18 protein-coding genes are annotated in these 22,283 nt (G+C 45.5%); 2 read left to right on the top strand and 16 right to left on the bottom strand.

The features are described from left to right. Positions 1-5: 5 nt before the first annotated feature. The gene (locus tag NKT06_RS13145) at positions 6-374 is read left to right on the top strand and encodes an AraC family transcriptional regulator (protein ID WP_367399856.1); all 369 of its coding nucleotides are present in this window, start codon (positions 6-8) and stop codon (positions 372-374) included. A gap of 177 nt (positions 375-551) precedes the next feature. Here NKT06_RS13145 and NKT06_RS13140 read toward each other — a convergent pair whose 3' ends face one another. From NKT06_RS13140 to NKT06_RS13130, 3 genes are all read right to left on the bottom strand, one after another. Further along, complete coding sequence (locus tag NKT06_RS13140; RefSeq protein ID WP_253434739.1) at positions 552-1,796, bottom strand: aminopeptidase; 1,245 nt, start codon at positions 1,794-1,796, stop codon at positions 552-554. Between the two features lie 246 nt (positions 1,797-2,042). Further along, positions 2,043-3,584, bottom strand: a complete 1,542-nt coding sequence (locus NKT06_RS13135; RefSeq protein WP_253442526.1) for an acetate--CoA ligase — start codon at positions 3,582-3,584, stop codon at positions 2,043-2,045. A gap of 317 nt (positions 3,585-3,901) precedes the next feature. Further along, on the bottom strand, positions 3,902-4,906 hold the full coding sequence (locus NKT06_RS13130; protein WP_074094841.1) for an aldo/keto reductase: 1,005 nt from the start codon (positions 4,904-4,906) through the stop codon (positions 3,902-3,904). A 201-nt stretch (positions 4,907-5,107) separates the two neighbouring features. On the opposite strand from NKT06_RS13130, the gene NKT06_RS13125 reads away from it, so the two are divergent. Then, positions 5,108-5,953: an AraC family transcriptional regulator gene (locus NKT06_RS13125; RefSeq protein WP_253434735.1), complete on the top strand. Its 846-nt coding sequence runs from the start codon at positions 5,108-5,110 to the stop codon at positions 5,951-5,953. Between the two features lie 78 nt (positions 5,954-6,031). Here the strand turns inward: NKT06_RS13125 and NKT06_RS13120 are convergent, their stop codons facing one another. From NKT06_RS13120 to NKT06_RS13060, 13 genes are all read right to left on the bottom strand, one after another. Continuing rightward, positions 6,032-6,430, bottom strand: coding sequence for an Asp23/Gls24 family envelope stress response protein (locus tag NKT06_RS13120; protein ID WP_253434732.1), 399 nt, complete (start codon positions 6,428-6,430; stop codon positions 6,032-6,034). A 29-nt stretch (positions 6,431-6,459) separates the two neighbouring features. After that, entirely contained in the window at positions 6,460-7,539 is a 1,080-nt protein-coding gene (locus tag NKT06_RS13115) for an AI-2E family transporter (RefSeq protein WP_253434729.1), read from the bottom strand. A 35-nt stretch (positions 7,540-7,574) separates the two neighbouring features. Further along, the gene (locus tag NKT06_RS13110; protein WP_253434726.1) at positions 7,575-9,032 is read right to left on the bottom strand and encodes a sensor histidine kinase; all 1,458 of its coding nucleotides are present in this window, start codon (positions 9,030-9,032) and stop codon (positions 7,575-7,577) included. Then, positions 9,010-9,717 (bottom strand): response regulator transcription factor, encoded by a 708-nt coding sequence (locus tag NKT06_RS13105; protein WP_253434723.1) that lies wholly within the window; start codon positions 9,715-9,717, stop codon positions 9,010-9,012. Before NKT06_RS13105 ends, NKT06_RS13110 begins: the two co-directional genes overlap by 23 nt. A 234-nt stretch (positions 9,718-9,951) precedes the next feature. After that, positions 9,952-11,397: a 4-hydroxyphenylacetate 3-hydroxylase family protein gene (locus NKT06_RS13100; RefSeq protein ID WP_253434721.1), complete on the bottom strand. Its 1,446-nt coding sequence runs from the start codon at positions 11,395-11,397 to the stop codon at positions 9,952-9,954. Between the two features lie 173 nt (positions 11,398-11,570). Beyond that, positions 11,571-13,529: an FtsX-like permease family protein gene (locus NKT06_RS13095; RefSeq protein ID WP_253434719.1), complete on the bottom strand. Its 1,959-nt coding sequence runs from the start codon at positions 13,527-13,529 to the stop codon at positions 11,571-11,573. Then, positions 13,504-14,274: an ABC transporter ATP-binding protein gene (locus NKT06_RS13090; protein WP_145318016.1), complete on the bottom strand. Its 771-nt coding sequence runs from the start codon at positions 14,272-14,274 to the stop codon at positions 13,504-13,506. Before NKT06_RS13090 ends, NKT06_RS13095 begins: the two co-directional genes overlap by 26 nt. Positions 14,275-14,593: 319 nt before the next feature. Continuing rightward, positions 14,594-15,577 (bottom strand): sensor histidine kinase, encoded by a 984-nt coding sequence (locus tag NKT06_RS13085; RefSeq protein WP_253434717.1) that lies wholly within the window; start codon positions 15,575-15,577, stop codon positions 14,594-14,596. After that, complete coding sequence (locus NKT06_RS13080; RefSeq protein ID WP_253434715.1) at positions 15,574-16,278, bottom strand: response regulator transcription factor; 705 nt, start codon at positions 16,276-16,278, stop codon at positions 15,574-15,576. The genes NKT06_RS13085 and NKT06_RS13080 overlap by 4 nt, the downstream gene beginning before the upstream one ends. Before the next feature lie 41 nt (positions 16,279-16,319). Next, positions 16,320-17,663 (bottom strand): beta-N-acetylhexosaminidase, encoded by a 1,344-nt coding sequence (gene nagZ, locus NKT06_RS13075; protein WP_253434713.1) that lies wholly within the window; start codon positions 17,661-17,663, stop codon positions 16,320-16,322. A 407-nt stretch (positions 17,664-18,070) separates the two neighbouring features. Next, positions 18,071-19,174 (bottom strand): NADH:flavin oxidoreductase, encoded by a 1,104-nt coding sequence (locus tag NKT06_RS13070; protein ID WP_253434711.1) that lies wholly within the window; start codon positions 19,172-19,174, stop codon positions 18,071-18,073. Positions 19,175-19,509: 335 nt separating this feature from the next. Continuing rightward, a complete protein-coding gene (locus NKT06_RS13065; protein ID WP_253434709.1) occupies positions 19,510-20,823 on the bottom strand; it encodes a hypothetical protein in 1,314 nt (437 codons plus the stop codon). 181 nt (positions 20,824-21,004) lie between these two features. Further along, entirely contained in the window at positions 21,005-22,054 is a 1,050-nt protein-coding gene (locus NKT06_RS13060; RefSeq protein WP_253434706.1) for a 2,3-butanediol dehydrogenase, read from the bottom strand. Positions 22,055-22,283: the final 229 nt, after the last annotated feature.

The raw sequence follows: 22,283 nt of genomic DNA, 5'->3' as shown, positions 1-22,283 counted from the left end.
ATTCCATGCAAATGTATATTGAAAACCTCCCGTCATGTCACCTTGCCTATGTTCGACAAGTGGGGCCTTACGGTCCAGCCAATGCCCAAGCGATGAATACGCTGAAACAATCGGCAGACAGAAACCAACTGCTTCATGAATCAGCAACATTACTGGGTATTCCCCAAGATGACCCAACTACTACTCCGCCAGAAAAATGTAGATATGATGCCTGTATTGTTATCACTGAATCTGAACGTCTGGAAGATGATCTGATTGAGATTGGTGAGCTATCGGGCGGAGACTATCTCATCTATAAGGTGAGACATACGGCAGAAGATATTCAGCAGGCATGGCGTGTAATCATACCTCATTTACAAACAAGTGGTTATTAGATGGACAATAAGCCGGTTATAGAACGATATCGTTGGGAACTGCTTCATCAGCATTGGTGCGAATTATGTGTGCCTGTTAAACCTGTGTAATCCATGTTACGAGGTAACGAAAAAAGTGACTTCAGGTGAAGTCACTTTCTCGTGCAGTACTTTTATTATGATTAGCTAGATTAGAAATTAAAATGCCCAGTTGCCTTTACGGAATACCGGCTCGATTGTACCATCCTGTAACTCACCATCGATATCCAGCTCTGCGGAACCGATCATGAAATCGACGTGAGTCAGGCTCACATTGCACTCATGCTTCAGCAACTCTTCGTTAGACATCGTTGTGCCATCTTTCATGTTGAATGGATACGCACTTCCAACAGCCAAATGGCAAGATGCATTTTCATCAATCCCCGTATTATAGAAAATACGATTCAAGTTGGAGATCGGGGAGTCATGAGGCACGAGTGCCACTTCACCCAGGTAACGTGCTCCTTCATCGGTGGCAAACAGGTTCTTCAGATGCTCTTCGCCTGATGCTGCCGTAAAGGCAACAACTTGTCCGTCCTTGAAGGTGATTCTCATCTGGTCAACCAGCTGCCCGTTCAGGTTCAGAGGCATGGTGCTGCTAACATAACCGTTCACCCCACTGCGCTTAGGCATGGTGAATACTTCTTCAGTCGGCATATTGGCGACCGTATATACGCCTTGTTTATTTTCGCTGCCGCCACCGCCCCAGATATGGTTATGGACTAGCTCAATTTTCAGGTCTGTGCCTGGCGCACGGTAATGCAGGCTCTTATAGTTCTTTTGGTTCAGGAGATCACTCATGCTATTCAGAGTATCCAGATGCTCTCTCCAATTTTGTACGGCGTCTCCACCATCAACACGGTTCATTTTGAAAATGGTTTCCCACATCACGTTGATTCGGTCTTCTTCCGGGATGTCGGCAAACACTTTGTTCGCCCAAGCCTTGGTCGGTGCTTTGATCAAACACCAGCTAATTTCATGATTACGTGTGTATTTGGCATATCCTTTACGTGCTTGAGCAGCAGCCTTAGTCGCACGGGAGACGTTGTCCGAATTAATCCCATTGTACAGATCCGGGTCAGGTACTTTGATCGTCAACGTTGCTCCGCCAGCTTCGGCGAACTTCTCCATCATGTCGCCTTTCCAGGCTGGATAATAATCGAAGCTGTCATCCGAGCCATGCTCGAAGCGACTGCGGGTAATGTTGTCGTCATCGAATTCCACTTGCACATACTTCGCTCCGGCTGCATACGCTTTTTGAACAATCAAGCGAGTGAATTCAAGTGTTTCGATGGGTGCAGTGACGAGCAGATCCTGTCCTTTTTGAATATTTACGCCGACTTTGACAACCAGTTCTGCGTATTGTTCCAATGACTTTTCAAAGGTTTGTTCAAATTGACTCATGGTTGTGTTCACTCCTGTTTCATATATTATGACATGGATTGCAATTGACTTGGACTCTATTGAGTGGCCGTTACAGCGAAGGATCGTTCTTTAGATCGTCGTTGTCTCCAAATTTTCTTCATCGTATTTTTCAAAGGTTAAAATAAAATTCGGAGACAAATACGACCGCTTTAGCTTCTGCAGAATCGATTCCTTCTCTCTCACTCCGCAGACTTAATTTCCAAAATTTCATCTATACAAAATGATTTAACTATTTCGTTTTTCTTGTTCACGTAACTCGATCCGGCGGATTTTGCCTGAGTTTGTCTTCGGCAGATCCGTAACAAATTCGATCTTACGTGGATATTTATAAGGTGCTGTGATTTCTTTGACGTGGTGCTGCAATTCACGCATCAGTTCTGGTGAAGCCAGTGAATCATCTCGCAGTACAACAAATGCTTTTACCACATTGCCACGGATCTCATCCGGACTCGCAACCACCGCGCATTCCTTCACACTGGCGTGTTTCATGAGTGCTTCTTCCACTTCGAATGGTCCGATGGTGTAACCCGAACTGATGATGATATCGTCACTGCGGCCTTCAAACCAGAAGTACCCTTCTTCGTCTTTCCGTGCACGATCCCCTGTCACAAAATACTCGCCACGCTGACTCGCTTCCTTCCGTCCCTCATCCTGATAATAGGACCGGAACAAAGCCGGCATCTCTTTGTGTACCGCGATATCTCCTACTTCACCCGCAGGAACAGGTTGCCCCTCTTCGTCAATAATTTCAATCAATCCAGGTGTAATCGACTGACCCATGGAACCAATGCGTACAGGCGCATCTTTGAGACTGCCGATTAACAACGTGCTCTCGGTCTGTCCATATCCGTCTCGAATAGTCAGATCGAAGTGACGTTGGAAGATTTCAATGACTTCCTGATTGAGCGGTTCACCGGCTGAAACAGCACTGCGCAGATGGGACAGATCATAATGTCCAAGATCATCGGCTTTGGCCATCAACCGATATTCGGTTGGTGTACAGCAAAGGACATTAATTTGATGTTCCTGCATCAACTCCAGATAACGCTTGGGCTGGAATGATCCATTGTAGACCAATCCGGTCGCGCCTCTTCCGAGTACCGACAAGAACGGACTCCAGATCCATTTTTGCCAGCCAGGTGCCGCTGTTGCCCATACGGTATCTGAAGGCTGAATATCCAGCCATAAGGAAGAAGCGATCCGCAGGTGGGCATATCCCCAACCGTGGCTATGTACAACTCCTTTGGGATTACCTGTTGTTCCTGAAGTATAAGCAAGAATAGCTGTATCATCACGGTGAGTTTCCACTGCAGCCATCTCATCGGGTTGATTTTGCATTAACTCATGCACATTGACCCAACCTTCAGCAGGTACGCCAACTTCACCATTAGGAGATGCTACGATACAATGTGTCAGTGACGGCAGATCCGCGTCCATCTTTTCCACTTCCGAAGTCGTCTCGGACCATACAATAACAGCCCGCGCCTCAGAGTGACGCAGACGATATTCCAGATCTTTAGCCCGTAACATCTCGGAGGAAGGAATAACGGCAATCCCCAATTTCAGACAAGCAATGTAAATGACATAGGCAATGATACGGCGTGGTACCATGACCAGCACCCGATCACCCTTCTCCAGTCCAAGTTCACGCAAACCTCCAGCAAGACGATTCGCCTGCTTGAATAAATCACCATACGTGATCTCTTCCAATTCTCGTTGATCGCTGAGCCATCTAAGTGCAATCCGGTCTGATGGATGATTCTCCATCTCGGATGTCAGGTTATAGCTTTCAGGCGAAATCCACTGTTCAAAGTTCAAATGGAGCCTCTCCTTCGTAGTTCAAATGTAAAGCTTCTATATATTATACCCTAAATCCTAGGACCAGGTGCTATGAACTAGGCTCATTCCAAAAAAATAAACATAGGTCAATTAATGAACTATTATAATAGATCTTATCCTATAAAGAAAATGACATATAAAAAAATGGCACCTTCCTGGTCATCAGGACGGCACCATTTCATATTAATTTTTTATTACCATAATCTTTGTCTAACTATAATTTTCACACAGCTATACTGTGTATGTTACCACGGATAATTACCCATTCCGTCAAGAATGCTTTCGATCTCATTCAACTCCTCCGTTGTCAGGTCCGGTGCGCTGAGCGCAGCTACGTTTTCTTCGATCTGGGACACACGGCTTGCACCAATCAGTGCGGAGGTAACACGGTTACCACGCAAGATCCAGTTCAGAGCCAGTTGAGAGATCGTCTGTCCTCTTCTTTCTGCAACGGCCTGAAGCGCATCGAACTTGGCAATCCGTTCGTCCGTGTAAGCTTCTTTTTTCAAATTGCCTGTTGGATTGGCTCGTTCTTCCTTTATCTTGTCGACATATTTATTCGTCAACTGACCGCGGCCAAGTGGGCAGAATGCAATTGAACCTACACCTTGCTCATCCAGTACATCCTGCAAACCGTCTTCAATCCAACGATTCAACATGGAGTAATTCGGCTGATGGACCAGACATGGCGTACCCAGACGACGCAGAATGGTTACCGCTTCTTGCGTCTGTTCTGCATTATAATTGGACAACCCCACATACAGTGCTTTACCTTGCCGCACGATATGATCCAGCGCTGTCATAGTCTCTTCCAAAGGTGTATCCGGATCTGGACGGTGATGATAGAAAATGTCTACATAGTCCAGTCCCATCCGGCCAAGGCTTTGATCCAGGCTTGCAATAAGGTTTTTGCGGGAACCCCATTCGCCATAAGGTCCATTCCACATGTGATAGCCAGCCTTTGACGAGATGAGCAGCTCATCCCGATAAGGACGCAGATGTTTTTTATAAATCACACCAAAGTTCTCTTCCGCTGATCCCGGAGGTGGACCATAGTTATTCGCCAGATCGAAATGGTTAATTCCGAGGTCGAAGGCACGCAAAATCATCTCTTCCTGAATATCCAACGTACGGTTACCACCGAAGTTCTGCCATAGACCCAGTGCAATTTGCGGCAGTCTGATTCCGGATTTACCAGAACGTACATATTTCATCTCATCATATCGTTGTTCACTCGCAGTATAGGGCATCGTTAATCTCACTTTCCTGTATGGTTTACCTTGCTGCTTCTAATCTTAGTCATTTCTCGGGCAAAACGATATGGCATTCCACTTTGAACATATGGAAAAATGATTGTTATCTACATTAACTATTCTTCAATTATTGATCTTTTACACGAATTAATATGTTAAAATGCAAGATGAGACGAAATCACACAGGAGTGAATACCCTTGATTACGTATATGTTTAAAAGCAATCATTTTCAGGAGCTTCAGCTCCTTCATTATGGCACGGAAGCCTGCACACCAGGTCATCACTTTGGCCCTGCCATGAGAGACTATTACAAAATTCATTATATTTTAAATGGCAAAGGCACCTTCGAAGTGGGAGGCAAAACATACACCCTGCACAAAGGTCAAGGTTTTCTAATTGTTCCGCATTCTGTTGTTCATTATGAAGCAGATCAGGATGACCCTTGGGAATACAGCTGGGTTGCTTTTCAAGGCAGCAATAGCCAACCCTTTTTACAGCAGGCTTGTCTGTCGGAGCATCACCCGATTTTTGAGCTGGGTAATGAGGATGACGAGATGCGATCCTGTCTGCATCGAATGATTAATTCGCGACACAACCACAAAGGCTGGGAGATCAGCATGACTGGTTTGCTGTATCAATTCTTCTCCATTTTGATTGATCAGGCCAACTCAGAGCATCTTCAACCCATGCAGGATTATTCGAAGGAAACATACGTAACGCAGGTAATGGACTTTATTGAAATGAACTACGCCAATGCCATTACCGTTCAGTCCATCGCGGCCCATGTCGGTTTGCAGCGAAGTTACCTGTGTTCTCTCTTCAAAGACCAGATGGGAAGCAGTATTCAGTCGTATCTGGTCCATTACCGGATGCGCAGGGCAGCCGAATTGACCCTAGATCCCGGTCTGACCATTGGTGACATTGCCCGTTCTGTGGGCTACACTGATGCATTGCTTTTCTCCAAAATGTTCAAAAAAGTGATGGGCGAAGCGCCCACTTATTATCGCAAACATAAAACAGCACCCTCCCAGTTAAGTTGCTAACTTGGGAAGGTGCTGTTTTTGTTAATCCATATCACTTGCATTTGTTCAATCCTTACAATCGTTATCTCTTACATTCGGTTATACCGTCTCCGGCATGGATATGCCAACAACTTGCACTTTAATTTCATTGACCATAACACCGGCTAATTGCTCTACAGCCTGTTGAACATTATGTTGAAGTTCACGGCAGACTTCGTGCATCTTGTTACCATATTGAATGTTGATGCGCAGCAGAATGGTTGCCTGATCGTCTTTGACGTGTACGTCAATCCCTTTTTGCAGACTCTTGCCGCTGATGCTCTTGGCAATCCCTTCAGTCAGCCCCACAGACATGGAGGATACGCCATTCGTGCTCTGCGCGGCCATCCCCACAATCTTGGACAGCACATCGTTCGAGATGTGAATGGTACCCATTTGAACAGATTGAGGTGCGATATATTCAGGTTCGTTATATGGTTTTTCGATGATTTCAGACATGTGCTCCACTCCTTCGAATAATTTACATGCTATGCATTCTGCCATTTGTCCTTGAAGAACATATTATAGATTCGAACCAAAAGAATTTTAACGATCATATACACCGGGATAATAATCAGAATGGCAATAATTCCACCCAGGTCCCCTGCACCCAAGACCAGAATAATCGTCGTAAGCGGGTGAATATCCAGCTTTTTGCCAAATACGTACGGTGCAACCAGGTTGTCCTGAATCTGCTGAGCGACAAGAATAATAATCAGAGACCAGATGGCAACGGATGGTGATACCACGAGACCCATGATCACAATAGGGACAGACGACACAATCGCTCCGATAAACGGAACAAAGTTCATGATGACCGCGATTACCGTGAGCAGTAATGCGTATGGCAGTCCAATGATCAAGAAACCGATATACATCAGTACACCCAATGCCAGATTGACCAAAACTCTTCCCACAATAAAACCACTCAACGCCTGATCAATCTCAATTACGACTTCACGGCTGTCATTTTGGAAACGTTTTGGAGCGATATGTGCCAATTTACGACCAAACTTCTCGCCTTGTAACAACATATAGAACAAAAGAATCGGTAGTGTAAACAAGATGATCGCAAAACTGGAAACGAGTGAGAAAAATCCACTTACATAGTTGGTCACAAAGTTAAATCCTTTGTTGATATACTCCGTAATCTGAGAGAAAGGTGTTGAGCCCTCGGGGAACAAGGCTTGAATGGCACCATTCTGCTCAAGCTCTCTCAGCTGTTCACTTAATGAATTGATTAGATTCGGTGCGTTATCGACCAGGTTAACCAATTGCTCACGTAACGATGGCCATAAGCCAATGATGAAGAACACTCCCAGAATAGCAATAACCAGATAGATTAGCAAAATACTTAGCGTGCGATTGATTTTCTTTTTCTCCATATAATTCACAAGCGGTCTCAGCAGATAATAAAAGAACACGGACAACATCATTGGTACGGTAATGACCGTGATCATGGTGACAAGCGGCTGAAAGATGAAGCTCACACGTGATAATAAATAGATATTAACCAATATCAGCGCCAGTGCGATACTGAACCGGACAAACGTATTTCCTTTGAACAAAATTTTCCCCTCCACATGGACATTTCTTCTCTAATTTAATTTGGAATCTGAATGGTAAACACGGTAGTCTCTCGACCACGCCCGGATAGGATCAGCCGTCCACCCATCTTCTCTGTATTACGCCGTGCGATGGACAATCCCAGTCCGGTGCCTCCGGTCGCTGTCCGCGCCTCATCCCCTCGTACAAACGGGTCAAAGATCGTTGACCACAGTTCTTGGGGTATGCCCACCCCGGTATCTGCTACTTCAATCACCACATGGGTATCGAGCGGAATGAGTTCCACGCGCAGTTCTGTCCCGAGCGGATTATACGATAAGGCATTGGTGATTAAATTCTGGATGACTCTGGATAGCAGCTCTGGATCATACCTTGCGTAGATCTCCTCATCAGGAACAAGCACATGAAGGACAAACTGTTTCTGCTCAATCTCCCCATACGTATCTGCCATAATCTCGCGCACGAATTCTCCAATTTCTCTTCTCTGAATATGCATGCGAAAATCGGGCGAATCCACCTTGAGCAGTTCCAGCATATTCTGTATCATGCGTGCAACTTGAACTGACTTGTTATAGATATATCCCAGATATCGTTGTTGCCTGTCCTTGTCCTCTCCACGTCCCTCCACCAAAGCCTGAGCATATCCCTGTATAGATGTTATCGGTGTCTTTAGATCATGGGATAAGTCTACAATCAGTCGCTGCTTGCTCTCTTCCGCATAACGTTTCTCCGCAGAGGTGTTCTCAATGACGTCCGCCATGTAGTTGAAGGTCTCGCCAATCTGGACAAACTCCCTCTCGGCAGAGATCGACATCCGTGTACTATAATTTCCCTGGATCATCTGTGTAAGACCTGAGGAGAGAATACTAAGTGGTTTTTTGATTCTCCGTGCGACCCAATAGCTATATACAAAGATCAACAACAAAACCAAACCGATGCCAATCATAATGTAAAAGGATAAGGGGTGCTTCAGATTGGTAATCAGCTGATTATCATTAATCCTTACGCTGACCAGATCACGCGGGATCTTCAGCAACACATACGTTGGCGGTCCTTCTGCCTTTAACGGAGTGATGGAGTAATAGTACGGTTGGTCGCTTCGGTTCTCCAGTCCTGCATACAGCTCGGCTTCACTGTATTCGGTGAACGAATCCTGCTTGTCTCCTACATGATGAATGACGTTACGATTCGCATCCAGAATCTCAATCCAACCTCCGCTGTCCTTGAGACGTTGAATCTCTGTATCTTTCCCTCTGGACACCGAACCCCCACCGGAGTAAAATTCGTTCTCCAGCTCTGCCACATACACGTGGGCTTCAACATTCAGATCTGGATCAACGACCTGATCCGAAATGCGGAAATCCACGACATCCAGTGACACTATAAGGTACACGATCAATACCAGTAACAGCAAAAAGAAGTTGAACAGCAAGAAATCCAGTGTCAGGGATGTCTGCAACAGTCGCTTTTCTCTAGCTTTCCATGGGCGCTTCAATTTTGTATCCCAGTCCCCTTATCGTTTTGAGATATTCCGGTTGTCTGGAATCACGCTCGATCTTCTCCCGAATGTTGCTGATATGTACCATAATGGTGCTGTCCTCGTGCGCATAATAATCGCCCCAGACCGCTTCGTAGATTTTTTTTCGGGTGAACACTCGGCCAGGTTGATCAAGCAACAATTCCATAATTTTATATTCTGTAGAGGTTAATGTTACAGGTGTTCCTGAACGAAAAAGGATACATTGGGATCGATCCAGCGTCAGATCACCCAATACCAGATTCTCTTCTTTGGCAGCGGGGATCTCCGCTGCATCAAATTGATTGACTCTTCTGAGCAACGCCTCTACTCTGGCGACAATCTCAAGCGGGTTGAACGGCTTCGCTATATAATCATCTGCCCCAAGTCCGAGTCCAAGGATTTTATCGTGATCCTGACTTTTGGCGGATAGAAACAGTACAGGCATGTGATGTGTGGCCCTGATCTGCTTAATTAACTGCAATCCATCCATTACAGGCATCATGATATCCAGTATGACCAGATCAATCTGTGTTGAACGTATACATTGTAGCGCCTCGGCACCATTCACGGCAGTCTTAATAGTATAATCCTTCTCCAGATAGAGCTGAAGCAATTCCACAATCTCTGGTTCGTCATCTGCAATTAATACGGTGTATCTCATGTTATTCCTCTCATTTCCTATACTCTATGCCTATCTCTACATTATTACTATATACTACGTCTCTTAATTCAACCTAAATCATTTCTAAAGATAATCTAAATAAATAGAAATAGAGCCCTGGCACAGGCCAAGGCTTTAACTAAAATAAGACCTTTCTCATTCTACATTCAAACTTTTCGTTCTTCATTCAGGCTTTTCAATCTTCATTCGGACCATTTGTTTTAGATCATCAGATCATGCCTTACCCGAACGAAGCCACGGTTCAACTTTGGCCAATAAGCGTTCCTTGTCATACTGCACATATTGGCTCGCCCGGTTGCGCACAGGATCACCCGCGTAGAAACGTTCATACAGATCATGCCTTGCTCCGAGTGGACTTCCTGTCAGTTCCCATGCCAATTGAAAAAGACGAATCTTCTCCGGAGCTTGCATCGTTACTCCACCAAGATATTTGCCTATCATGGAACCCATCTTTTCATTCATCTCAAACGTACCTGAAGGAATCTGAATCAGACCACCCGCAGCAATGGTCTTCAAAATCTCCACCGCGCGGGGATAATAGTGATTGCCCAGATTACGTGCGGTTTCAATATATTTGAATTCCGGCAACCAGTTGCCAAATGTATCCGGTTTGGACTGTGCTTCAGCAGCAATAATCAGTCCCTCGATGGTCTGCACCTGACTGATCATCTCACCGAGTTGTTCCTGCACATTCAGGAAGGAGTCCACCCCGATCTCCTTAGCAACGGCGGAGGTCACGGCTGTAATGAACTCCAGTTTCGAGTGTAATCGGATAACGCTCTGATGATAAGCCAGACTGGACGAAGCTGTATTACAGCGAATCTGCCATACGGCTTTAGGGTTATTGTGCAGCAATACACGTTCCCAGGGCACAAATACATCGTCAAAAAATAACACGGCATCCATCTCATCGTACTGCGCACTGAGTGGATGTGATTGATCTGTATCTTTTGCCGCAAAAGATTCTCGACACATCATGTGTAAGCCCGGACTGTCCGCAGCTACAATCACCATATGGGCTAGCTCTGGCAGGTGGGACGGAATTCGTTGAACGGGATACGCAATGATATCATCCGCATAAGGCGATGCTGTTGCCACCATTTTGGCCCCGCGAATCACCACGCCCTCCGTATTGCTTTGGACAATTCTCAGCATGGCATCCTCATCTTCTCCAACAGGCAAGGATCGATTAATCTGAGGGTCCCGCTGGACAATCGTCAGGAATGCATCTTTTCGCTTGGCTTGTTCAAAATATGCGGATATTTTACCTGCAAATGCAGGATCATGTGCTGTTATCTCATGTCGTGTTGCGTACCAACCTGTCAGCCGGGATCGGGCATAATCAGACAATCGGCTCATCACTCCGTACGTCCGATCAGCCCAAAGCCGAAAAGCATCCGCCCTGCTGTTTACGTCAGGAAGTGAACGAGGCACTAGAAAAGAGCGATGCACGTAACTTCCCGTCTGTTCGTCCCAATAGGCTACGGTTTCCCTTGTATCCGGGTCATCCACCAGATTAAACAATCCTTCTATCGTTTGAAGTGTTCCCTGAAAGGCCTGATGCTGGGTTACCCGGATACGCTCACCATCCAGCCATACATTCCGCTCATCATTCAAACGTTGAACGTAAGCTTGTCCACGAGACATCGTGATGCTCATGATATGTCCTCCCTCTCAGGCATCGGCCTGACATTTCTGTAACCCCATCCTTCTAAATCCTTGAGAAACTATGTAATGATACATTCTGTATCTAATAAAATAGTACTGTGCCAGGGATAGAAAAGTCAACAGACACCGAGTCATGCGTTCGGTGTCTGTTGGGCCATGCTATTTTAGACTAACTTGGAATACATATGACGCAGATACCGCCAGCGCACAAGTGCAAAATACAAGATCTGCATGGAAGCAAACACCAAGAAGATGCGCAGGCTGTATCCAAAGACCGAGAAATCAACCAGTTGCTGTAACGCTACAAAGGCAACCGAACTGTGGATGACCGCCACCAGAATCGGCAGGAAGAACATAAGTAATAGCTGCCTTGTTACGATCTTACGGAGTTCGGGACGACTCAGTCCCATTTTGCCAATCATGCGATACTGCGCTTCATCTCGTTCTAGATCTGCGTAAAGTCTGAAATACGTGAAGCTTGCTGCAAAGGTGAAGAAAACAATGCCAATCAGACCGCTCAGGATCAGGATAATTCCGTTCGTTTGTTTCGAATTGAGCCAGTCCACCACAAGTGCACTCACCTGGAAGTAACCTCTATTGGAATGATTCTGTTGAATGGATTCGATCAATTCAGGAGCAAAGCTGCGTGTACCCATCCAATCTTTCACGATAAATTGTATCGTTCGACTCGAATAGAAACCTTCAGGCATGCCTACTTCCTCGTTGTACGCAGGTCTCATCTTATTAAACAGTTCGTCGGTTACGACGTAGAGATAAATTTCATATTGAAAAGGAATCACAATCTCGGTATCCGGAGTCGATAGCTGAACAGGTACGCGCTGATTCTCCACCTCCAGATAGACCTTCCCTCCCGAGAATCCTTGTTCAGCCTGTCCACGGTACTTCTTGCGAACAGCCAAATTGCTTGGTGTCATAAATGACTCATCGACCTGTTTCAACGTGCGTTCTTCATACCCAAGTGCCTTCGCCAGACGGTTATAATCACTCAGCTTAATAATATTTCCATTGTTATTTTCAGCTAGAGGAGCATAGCTGCCCTTCACGTAGGGAACTTCATGATCAATCAACGTTTCTTCAATCTGACGAATATGTCGATCCGAGTCGGGAGTATCCCATGAATTCGTATAACTGAATGCGTACGGATTCGACATGGACGACAACCCCGGGTCAGCAATAGCAAGCATGGTGCCAATTCCCGTAAATGAAGATGCAGAGATGATACTTACCATGAAAAACATGATGGCGTTATCTTTCATTCGATAGGTAAGTTCCGATAGGAAGAGCAGATTGGTTTTGCGGAAAAACAATCTTGGATTTCTTTTGAGTGCCCGAATGATATATACACTAAGCTGCGTGAACAGGAAGTACGTACCTGCAATAACAACCACGACACTTGCGAGTAATAACGGAAACGAGAAGCTTACCCATACAAAAGTGAATACTCCTGCATAACCACCGCCGATGAACAGCACCGACAGCAAGGCGAGGAAGCGTGATGCCTTGGGTTCGGGTTTCGGTTTTTCCTCTGATTTCACAAGGTCAATGAGCGAACCTTTCCGTATGAGCAAGGATGACGACATCGCAATGATAACAAACAGCAGCAGAAATGCACCAGCCGTCAGGGCAATGCCTTTCAGTGGAAAATAGAATCGAAGACTGTTCTCAACAGCCAGCATGGAGCCGCAGATGAGCAGAATCAATTTGCCAAAAACAATTCCGAGTCCGATCCCGGTAATAATGGAAGCTAATCCGATACACATGTTCTCCATAAACAGAAGCCGGTTCATCTGTTTACGTGTCATGCCTATGATCAGGAAAATACCAAATTCCTTCTTGCGTGTCTTCAGAAATGAACCAACGGAATAGAGCAGGAACAGGAATGAAAAGATGAATATAATGATCTCTGCAATCATAAACCCTTGATTTGCAAGCAACGTAACCGTACCACTTGATCCCTTTAACCCCGCTTTCAAATCAGGATGGAACAGGAGCAATGCGTAAGTAAAAAAGATCATGACGGAAAATGTACTGCTCAGAAAATGAGCCAGATAAATTCGTTTGTTGCGAACAACGTTATTAATGGCGAACTGGCGAAAATTCATGTCCTGAACCTCCCATTAGGGATAATACATTAATAATCTTCTGGTAAAAGGCTGCGCGATTATCGCCGTAGTGAATCTCATTGTACAGTTTGCCATCCTTGATAAAGACAACACGACTGCAATAACTTGCAGCTACTGCATCATGGGTAACCAGCAGCATCGTAGCCTGATCCTCCTGATTGCGGGTTTCGAGAATCTCCATCACATCTCTTGCCGCCTTCGAATCCAGATTGCCCGTTGGCTCATCCGCCAGAATCAGTTTCGGAGAATGTATGAGTGCTCTGGCAATGGCCGTACGCTGTGCCTGTCCTCCTGAAATCTCATATGTCCGTTTGTTCAGAATACCCTCGATCCCCAGCTTGCTTGCCAGTTGTTCCACACGTGTGTTCATCTCTGCTAGCGAAACACCGTCAAGAGTCAGTGGCAGTACGATGTTTTCCTTAACTGTCAGTGTATTTAACAGATTGAACGATTGAAAAACGAATCCAAGCTCTTTACGCCGGAACAGCGCGAGTTCATCCTGATCCAATTCAAACGGATTCTTCCCTGCAATTCGCAGTTCTCCTGATGTTGGATGATCAATGGTTGAGATCATGTTCAGCAGCGTTGTTTTGCCACTACCCGATGGTCCCATGATGCCAACAAACTCACCTTCCTGAATACTGAGGTCAATACCTGATAACGCTTCATAAGATACGATGCCTTTGTAGATTTTACTGATCTGTTTCACAGAACAAATCTCCATGGTTACAACTCCTTAGTGATGTATGAATTCAAAAATCAAGTTACATTCATGCTGTCTGCATGTGTATTGTGCGTGGCCTTTCCTGTACTCTTATGACTATAGTCTATCGAAGTTTCGGCCATTCTCCTATGGTTTAACCTTTCATCAACATGACAATGTTGTAAGGTTGCATCATGAAAATCAAAAAGACGCCTTCGCCCCGATCAGGCAATAGACGTCTATACTACACCTTACACTTACATTGTAATTCATACTCCACTCACACTTTTTCAACAAAAATACAGACCTCACGTCCCAATCTTATCTTCAACCTGTCACTTCAGGAGTTGAATGTAATTCGGACAGTCGTTCCTTCGCCGTACACGGACTCAAGATCAATCCGATGATTCATCCGCGTTAACACTTCTTTTGCAATATACAGTCCCATGCCTGTGGACTCTTTGAAATGCCGCCCGTTCTCCCCAGTGAAGAAAGGCTGGAATACCCGATTCAGATCGGACTTAGGAATCCCGATGCCCTGATCCTGCACTTCCAGCATGATAGAGCGTTCTGCTTCATATGCACGCACATAGATCTTTTGTCCGCTACCCGCAGAGTACTTGATTGCGTTCGACAGTAACTGTACCAAGACGAACCGAATCCACTTGGCATCGGATTGTACAACCAGCGCAGAATCGATATGCATCTCTGGATAGACGTGATTGCGGATGAAGAACCGTTTCAGCTCATGGATCGCCTCTTCACCAGCGTTCTTCAGTATCACAGGTTCCACACTGAAATCCTGTTCGAAGGTATCCAAACGCGCCACATACAGCACAGTCTCCAATCCCCGTCTCATCTGGTCTGCTTCCTCTCGAATGCTTATGAGCCTGGGATCGTCATCTTCCTGACCTTCCACGGTCAACTCGATGACGGATAATGGTGTCTTCATCTGATGTACCCACTGGTTCATGAACGTCAGATATTCTTGCTGCCGCTGTTCCAGCCGATGCAGATGAGCATGATACTGTCCGTATTGTGAATCCAGTAGCTTCTCCAGCGCCAGTGATAATGGACTTGTTTCGTTCAATGGTACAAATTCCTTCAGCGAATCCATCGATCGTGACATCCGGGTATAGAAGGAGCGATGTGAATAATAACGATACACCAAATATCCGATGTATAAAAATAATCCCAACGCTACGGCATAAGTAGCCGTGATCCAATCGTTGTAACCGTCATACCAGAACACTGCAATAACGGTGAACAAGATAGCAACAACCCAGCAAGTTAAAGCGAGATGTTCTCGTATAAACAATCTCATGACGATGAAGAGGACTTCCAGTTATTGTTCAATCGGTAACCTGAACCTCTGACCGTCTCCAGAGCATCTGTAATGCCAAGCTCGGCTAAACGCTTACGAACCCGGGTAACGTTAACGCTGAGTGTATTGTCATCTACAAAAGAGTCATCCCACAGCTTCTCCAGGATCGTTTCCCTGCTTACCAGCTTGGGACTGCGACGCAGTAACGTTTCCAGCAGAATCGTTTCTTTCTTCGTCAGCTGCACTTTGCGATCACCCAGCTGAATCTCCAGTCTTTCCAGGTACACGACCAAGCCGTCCAGTTCCACCTTGCGTTCTTCGTCACGTGCAGCATAATCCCCATATACCCGGCGTAGCTGACTCCGAATTTTGGCCATAACAATCTCGTGTTCGAATGGCTTGGTGATATAATCATCCGCTCCGTTCTCCAGTGCCATGACCTGATCCATCTTTCCACTCCGAGCGGAGATAAACAAAATGGGGCATGTGGACAGCGTACGAATCTGGCGGCACCAATAGAAACCATCATAGCTGGGCAAATTGATATCCAGAAGGACCACATGTGGCTGTACCTGCTCAAACTGTTGCACAATCATCTCAAAATCCTCGACCAGAACGGCCCGGTCCCCGTAGCGTTCAATATGTGATTTCAATAATCCTGCAATCTTGGGATCGTCCTCTATTATCATAATGGTATACATGTTTGGATCTCACCTCTGGCAAAATCATAACACAGGATTTATTATCTAGCATCGATTTGCTTGCGCCAATCCACAATATCTGCATTCAGTTGCTTCAGGTCTCCAGAAGCTTTCTGATCATCCGATAACTTGTATTGTTGCTTCAATGCCAGGATACGATATACACTTTCATCGATTCGGGATTCGGAGATGTCGCCTGACTTCACTGCACTTATTAGCGTATCAAAAATCGTCTTGGCACTCTCATAACTATGAGCTACCAACAGAATGTCACTTCCTGCTTTAACAGTTGCCAGGGCTGCCTGGTCCAACTTGAAGTTCTTCGCGATTGCTCCCATACTCAGGTCATCTGTGATGACCACACCATCATACTTGAACTTCCCGCGCAAATGTTCACCAATAATGACATCCGATAAGGAAGCCGGATGATCCGGGTCCAGCTTCGGGAACAAAATGTGTGCAACCATGACAGCCTCCACATGTTCCTTCACTGCGGCCTGGAACGGAATCCATTCAAGCTCAGCCAGTTGTTTTTCCGTTTTGTTCACGACGGGCAGATCCAGATGGGAGTCCACGGACGTATCGCCGTGACCCGGAAAATGCTTCACTACCGGAACAATGCCTTCGTTACGCAGACCTTTCATCTCCGCAATCCCCATACGAGATACTAGTTCTGCCGAGCTGCCGAATGAACGATCACCGATCACCGGGTTTTTCGGGTTACTATTCACATCCAACACAGGCGCGAAGTCTACATTAAAACCTGCAAGTTGAACTTGTCTCGCCAGCAATTCCCCCATCGTTTCAGCGAGCGCACTATCTTTTGTCTGGCCTACTTTTTTGTTGGATGGAATGGATTCCACGTTCTCCGGCATACGGCTGACTTTGCCGCCCTCCTGATCCACACTCATGAAGATGGGTACCGGATTGGACTGATTCGTTTCCTTGATGGATTGTACAAACTTGGCTGTTCCCTCAAGTGTCGTTACATTGTTGGCATAAAAAATAATGCCCCCTACCTTCTGATCCGTAATCATCTGTTTGGCTTGATCATCCAACGTTGTCCCTTGAACACCGGCCAGTATCATCTGTCCAATCTTCTCTTCTAACGTTAATGAACTGAGCTGCTCCTGCACCGGATCGACTTCTTCTTGCGGTTCCTCTGGTACTTCTTCCTGCGGTGGAGCGGTATTCTGCTCCGGCGATGAGGAAGATTGCCCTGAGTTGGAGCCAGCGTTTGAGCCGCCGGTATTCGAGTCTGTTGCGGAAGAAGGTTTCTGAGCTTGACCACATGCCGATAATAGTAGAACGATGCCAAGCAGAAGAAACAGCATCTTCAGTGATTTTCTCCATGGATTGTTCGGGTTGAAACTATAGTTGTTCAAGGATATTCATCCTCCTTATGTAATGTCGTCTTGGCAACCCTTGGGTTCAGGCCTACCTTATCACAAGGTGAATGATTTTCAAAATGAGCACTTCTGAAGATCGAATCGTTGTTCAGACACTTAAGCGGCAAAAAAAGTGGTTGCACTGGAACCTGAGATGTGGAACTTCATGGTGTTGTGACTACGCGCGTGTGGGATGTATGGGAGTAATAAACAGGTGCAGCGGTGCAGAAAATGTTTTTCTATTGTGAATTTTTCATATATTGAAATTATTAGTATAGGTAGGTGAAAAAGCCGCCCAAAGGCGGCCTATTTGTTCGTTTTTGTTTCGTTGTTGTTTCATTTTCCGTTGTAAATCGTAACGATTTGGCGTTGGTTCACTTTTTGGAAACGTTCTTAGCCTTCAATTAATGGAGTGTTTGCAACACTTCCGTTGTAAATGGAATGATTTCGGATATGCGACCTTCCCGAACTTTGGCAGGCCATTCTGGATCACTAAGCAGAACGCGCCCCAAGGCAATCAGGTCAAACTCATTATTCTCCAGCTTCTCATTCAATAGATCCAAATGGGCATCCCCTGTTCCCTGGTTCTCAGTCGCTCTGTCCACAAATTCAGCTTCAAGCCCTACCGATCCAACCGAAATGGCTGGTTTGCCTGTGATTTTCTGTGTCCAACCTGCGAGATTCAGCTCAGATCCTTCGAATTCAGGCAACCAGAACCGACGTGTAGAGCAATGGAATATATCCACGCCAGCAGCACTGAGTGGTGCCAGGAATTGCTCCAATTGTTCCGGCGTTTCCACCAGACGTGCTTCATAATTCCCCATCTTCCATTGGGAGAACCGGAGCACAATTGGGAAGTCAGGGCCAACCGCAGCACGACAAGCTTCAATCACTTCAACCGCAAATTGGGTTCGACGTACCAAATCACCACCATAATTGTCGGTTCGTCGATTCGTCTGCTCCCAGAAGAATTGGTCAATCAGGTATCCATGGGCTCCGTGCAGTTCAATTCCGTCAAACCCGATTCGCTGTGCATCCGCTGCCGCTTGGGCATATGCCTTCACAAGACCTTGAATCTCCTCTTCCGTTAATGGTTCACGTGATGGCTCACCTGCCATGCTAACCCCTGACGGACTTACAGGCTCAGCTTCTGCGTTAGGCAAGTCACCGGAACGACGTGCTGTACCCACATGCCACAATTGTGGCATGATTTTGCCACCTGCTTCATGCACTGCTTTCACTACATTAGCCCATCCCTGCAACGAATCTTCACCATGGAACAATGGAATACTCGCTCCGCTGACCGAAGAAGGATGATTAATGCCTGTACCTTCCGTAATGATAAGCCCCACTCCGCCTGCTGCTCTTCGACGGTAGTATTCAGCAACTTCGGGTCCAGGTACGCCCTCTGGTGAGAATCCGCGAGTCATGGGGGCCATAACGATTCGATTAGACAAGGTTAGCTTGTCCGAGGTAAAAGGTTTAAACAATGCTGAAGGTACGTTCATCGTATATTGCTCCTTTGCAATTGGAAGTATGGAACTTTCGCATTCATGTGAAATGCGACATGCTTTTGTATATCATAACATTTGTAATCCAGTTGACTGGTTAAGGGTTATTTCTCTATCCATTTTATAGTTTCTTAATTTTATTTTCAAATTTTCGAAGTTAGTCGTTCAAAGTAATCTTTTAGATAAAAAAAGAAAGCTACCTTAACGGCAGCCTCTATCTGATCACACTACCGAAGCGGTCTGACATGCACTCTACTGCATCTTAAGGTATTTTCCCGGTCACCAATAATGTGGATGTAGCATAGTATATAATCCATAATCTTCCTTCCAATTTAATTAGCATTCACGGGGATGTCATTGCGATTCACTCGAAGCAATTTCCCTGACGAAGTCGATAACACATCAGGATCAGTACCCAGACCAAAGTAGAAGTCACCCTCGTTCTCTTCAAATGACTTGGCATACGTGTCCTGATTAAAACGTAAAATCTCATTCCATGTTGTCAGATCCGTGGATTGGTAGACCCGATTGATATACAGATTGGCACTTTGACGGGTGTACGTAAGCACATACACCTTGCCATCACGTAATAGCACATCGGTCGGGAGCGCCTCGGCATCTGGCAGATTAACTCGTCTTACCTGATTAATATCTGTCATGACATTCAAGGATTTGGGCAGCAGTTGTCCATCATTGAACACGCCCCCAGCTATATAGAGCAACTTGTTATTAAAGTTAACATTTTTCCCTATTTTATTATAAGGAATCGTGCCCGTTTGATAGGTTAGTCCAGGCAGCATTTTGCTGCCATAGATGACAACATCCCGCTTCTCAAGCTTTTCGTTAATCTCCAGGATATTGGTTTTGTCATTCCATATTTTATTGGCAGGATACATCATGCCAGATGCATATAATTTGCCATTCAGATGGAACATGGTATAGGCCCGAAAGCCAAACGTATTGATCGTCGCATATTTCTGCCAAGTTTCACCTTCATTATGAGAGATTAATATCGTTGGTTTGGAATCTGTCCCCAGCGCAGCAAACATCTTGCCCTGATAAGATGCCAAATCGTATACGTGTACACCAAGCGGCAGATTGCGATATTTGGTCCACACCTCTCCATCCAGACGATAGAAGTTACCCAGTTCCCACTGTTCACTATCGGAATCATTGCCAGGAATATATAACTTGTCGTTTAGTACTCTGTAGATATCAATCTGTTCCTCATCCACATACATCTTCGTTGATGGCAAGATGCCCGGGTTGCTGTTAGTCACCGATTGGGTCTTAAATTTCGCGTTCGCTGTATCATAATAAATGACTGGAATAGGGCCTGAATTTGGAGCTACGCCCAGATTGCTGCTATTTCCGTGGCCCAAATATATTTTGCCGTTGTACAGTTGCATGTCCCAGACGTTATTAGCATATGGTGTTTTGGTAAAAGGTCTTCCTAGCAGTTCGATCTTCGATGTTACATCCGCTGAACTGATCGGTGCATTCGACACCTTGGCAAGCCCACGCTCCGTCGCAGGGGGTTGACTCGTTGACGTGGTGTTTTTCGGTTTGGAGTTCCCCATAAGCATCCAGCTCATTCCTGCGACAATGGTCAAAATTACGGCTGTCCATTTTGTATGTCTCTGCATGTCCGCTTCCTCCTTCATTTTTTCATCATCATTACCTTCACACCAAGATGATACAAATTGTATCTTTTTATACTATGTAAAACCACCCGCATATGCAACAAATTCCGCCCTATTTATACAAAAAAAGTAGACAATCACATCTATTGATGTGCTGTCTACTTGTTCTTATTGTCTGTGATTTCTATTCAGCTTTTACCAAAATCTTAACCTGATTTTTCTCTTTCAACAGTGCTTCAAATCCATGCTCTACCACTTCATCCAACGAAATTCGTTTGGTCACCAGCTTGTCAGCCGGGAAGAAACCTTTATCCATCAGACTGATAACCGCCGGGAACACATCGCGATAGCCAATAATGCCATTAACTGTACGTTCTTTCATGACAATTGAGTTCGGGTGAATCGGTGCTTCCTGTTCAAAAATGCTGACGATCATTAATTCACCGCCAATACGTGTGGAATCGATCGCTTGTTGCAGTACACGTGGCACACCTGTTACTTCATAGGCTACGTTAACGCCACCTTGTGTACGCTGATGGATCTCTTCTACCACATTGAACTGTGTTGGGTCAATCACAATCGCACCCAGTTCTTCCGCTTTGGCTTTCCGTTCGTCCGATAACTCCACAACATATATATCAGAAGCTCCCGATGCTTTAAGAGCTTCAATAACTAATAATCCAATCGGGCCTGCACCAAACACTGCTGCGGTATCGCCCACTTTCAGCTTGCTTTGGCGCACGGCGTGAAGTGCTACAGCCGAAGGTTCAACCAGTGCACCTTGCTCATACGAGATTGAATCCGGTATGGCATGGACCATGTATTCTTCAGCAGTTACATATTCGGAGAATCCGCCTCCGCCACCAGCGAGTCCTAGGAAACCCATTTTATAGCACAGATTGTATTTGCCTTGTTTACAAGCTTCGCAGTGTCCACATGCATAGATCGGTTCTACAACTACACGATCGCCCGCCTTGAAACGTGTAACGCCTTCCCCTACTTCAACCACCTGTCCTGAGAATTCATGCCCCATGACTACAGGCGCTTGTTCCCCTGTTAGCGGATGTGGTGCTTGAGCCGGAATGAAAATCGGACCTGCTGTGTACTCGTGCAAGTCACTGCCGCAGATGCCGCACCATTCCACTTTTATTTTGACCTTACCTTCTTCAGGGTGAGGTTCATTAATATTTTCGAGACGTAAATCTTTGACTCCGTGCCAACGTAATGCTTTCATTCATTTCATCTCCCAGATCATAATTTATAGTATAATCGGAAACGTTTCCGTAAATTAAATATGTCACATTTTAGATACGCTGTCAAACATATTTCTCCACTAATATGTCTATTTCGTGATCAATTCGAGTTTACTTTAGAACGCTTACACGTTTATTAAAGTTATTTTGACGGTATTGTGTAACCGATGTAATCCAAGTTATTAAGATATACCATGGCAAATAATAGCG

This window comes from Paenibacillus sp. 1781tsa1 (genome assembly GCF_024159265.1).
Classification (GTDB): Bacteria; Bacillota; Bacilli; order Paenibacillales; family Paenibacillaceae; genus Paenibacillus.
Note: the sequence above shows the minus strand (reverse complement) of the source record. Positions and strands in the feature narration are given on the sequence as shown.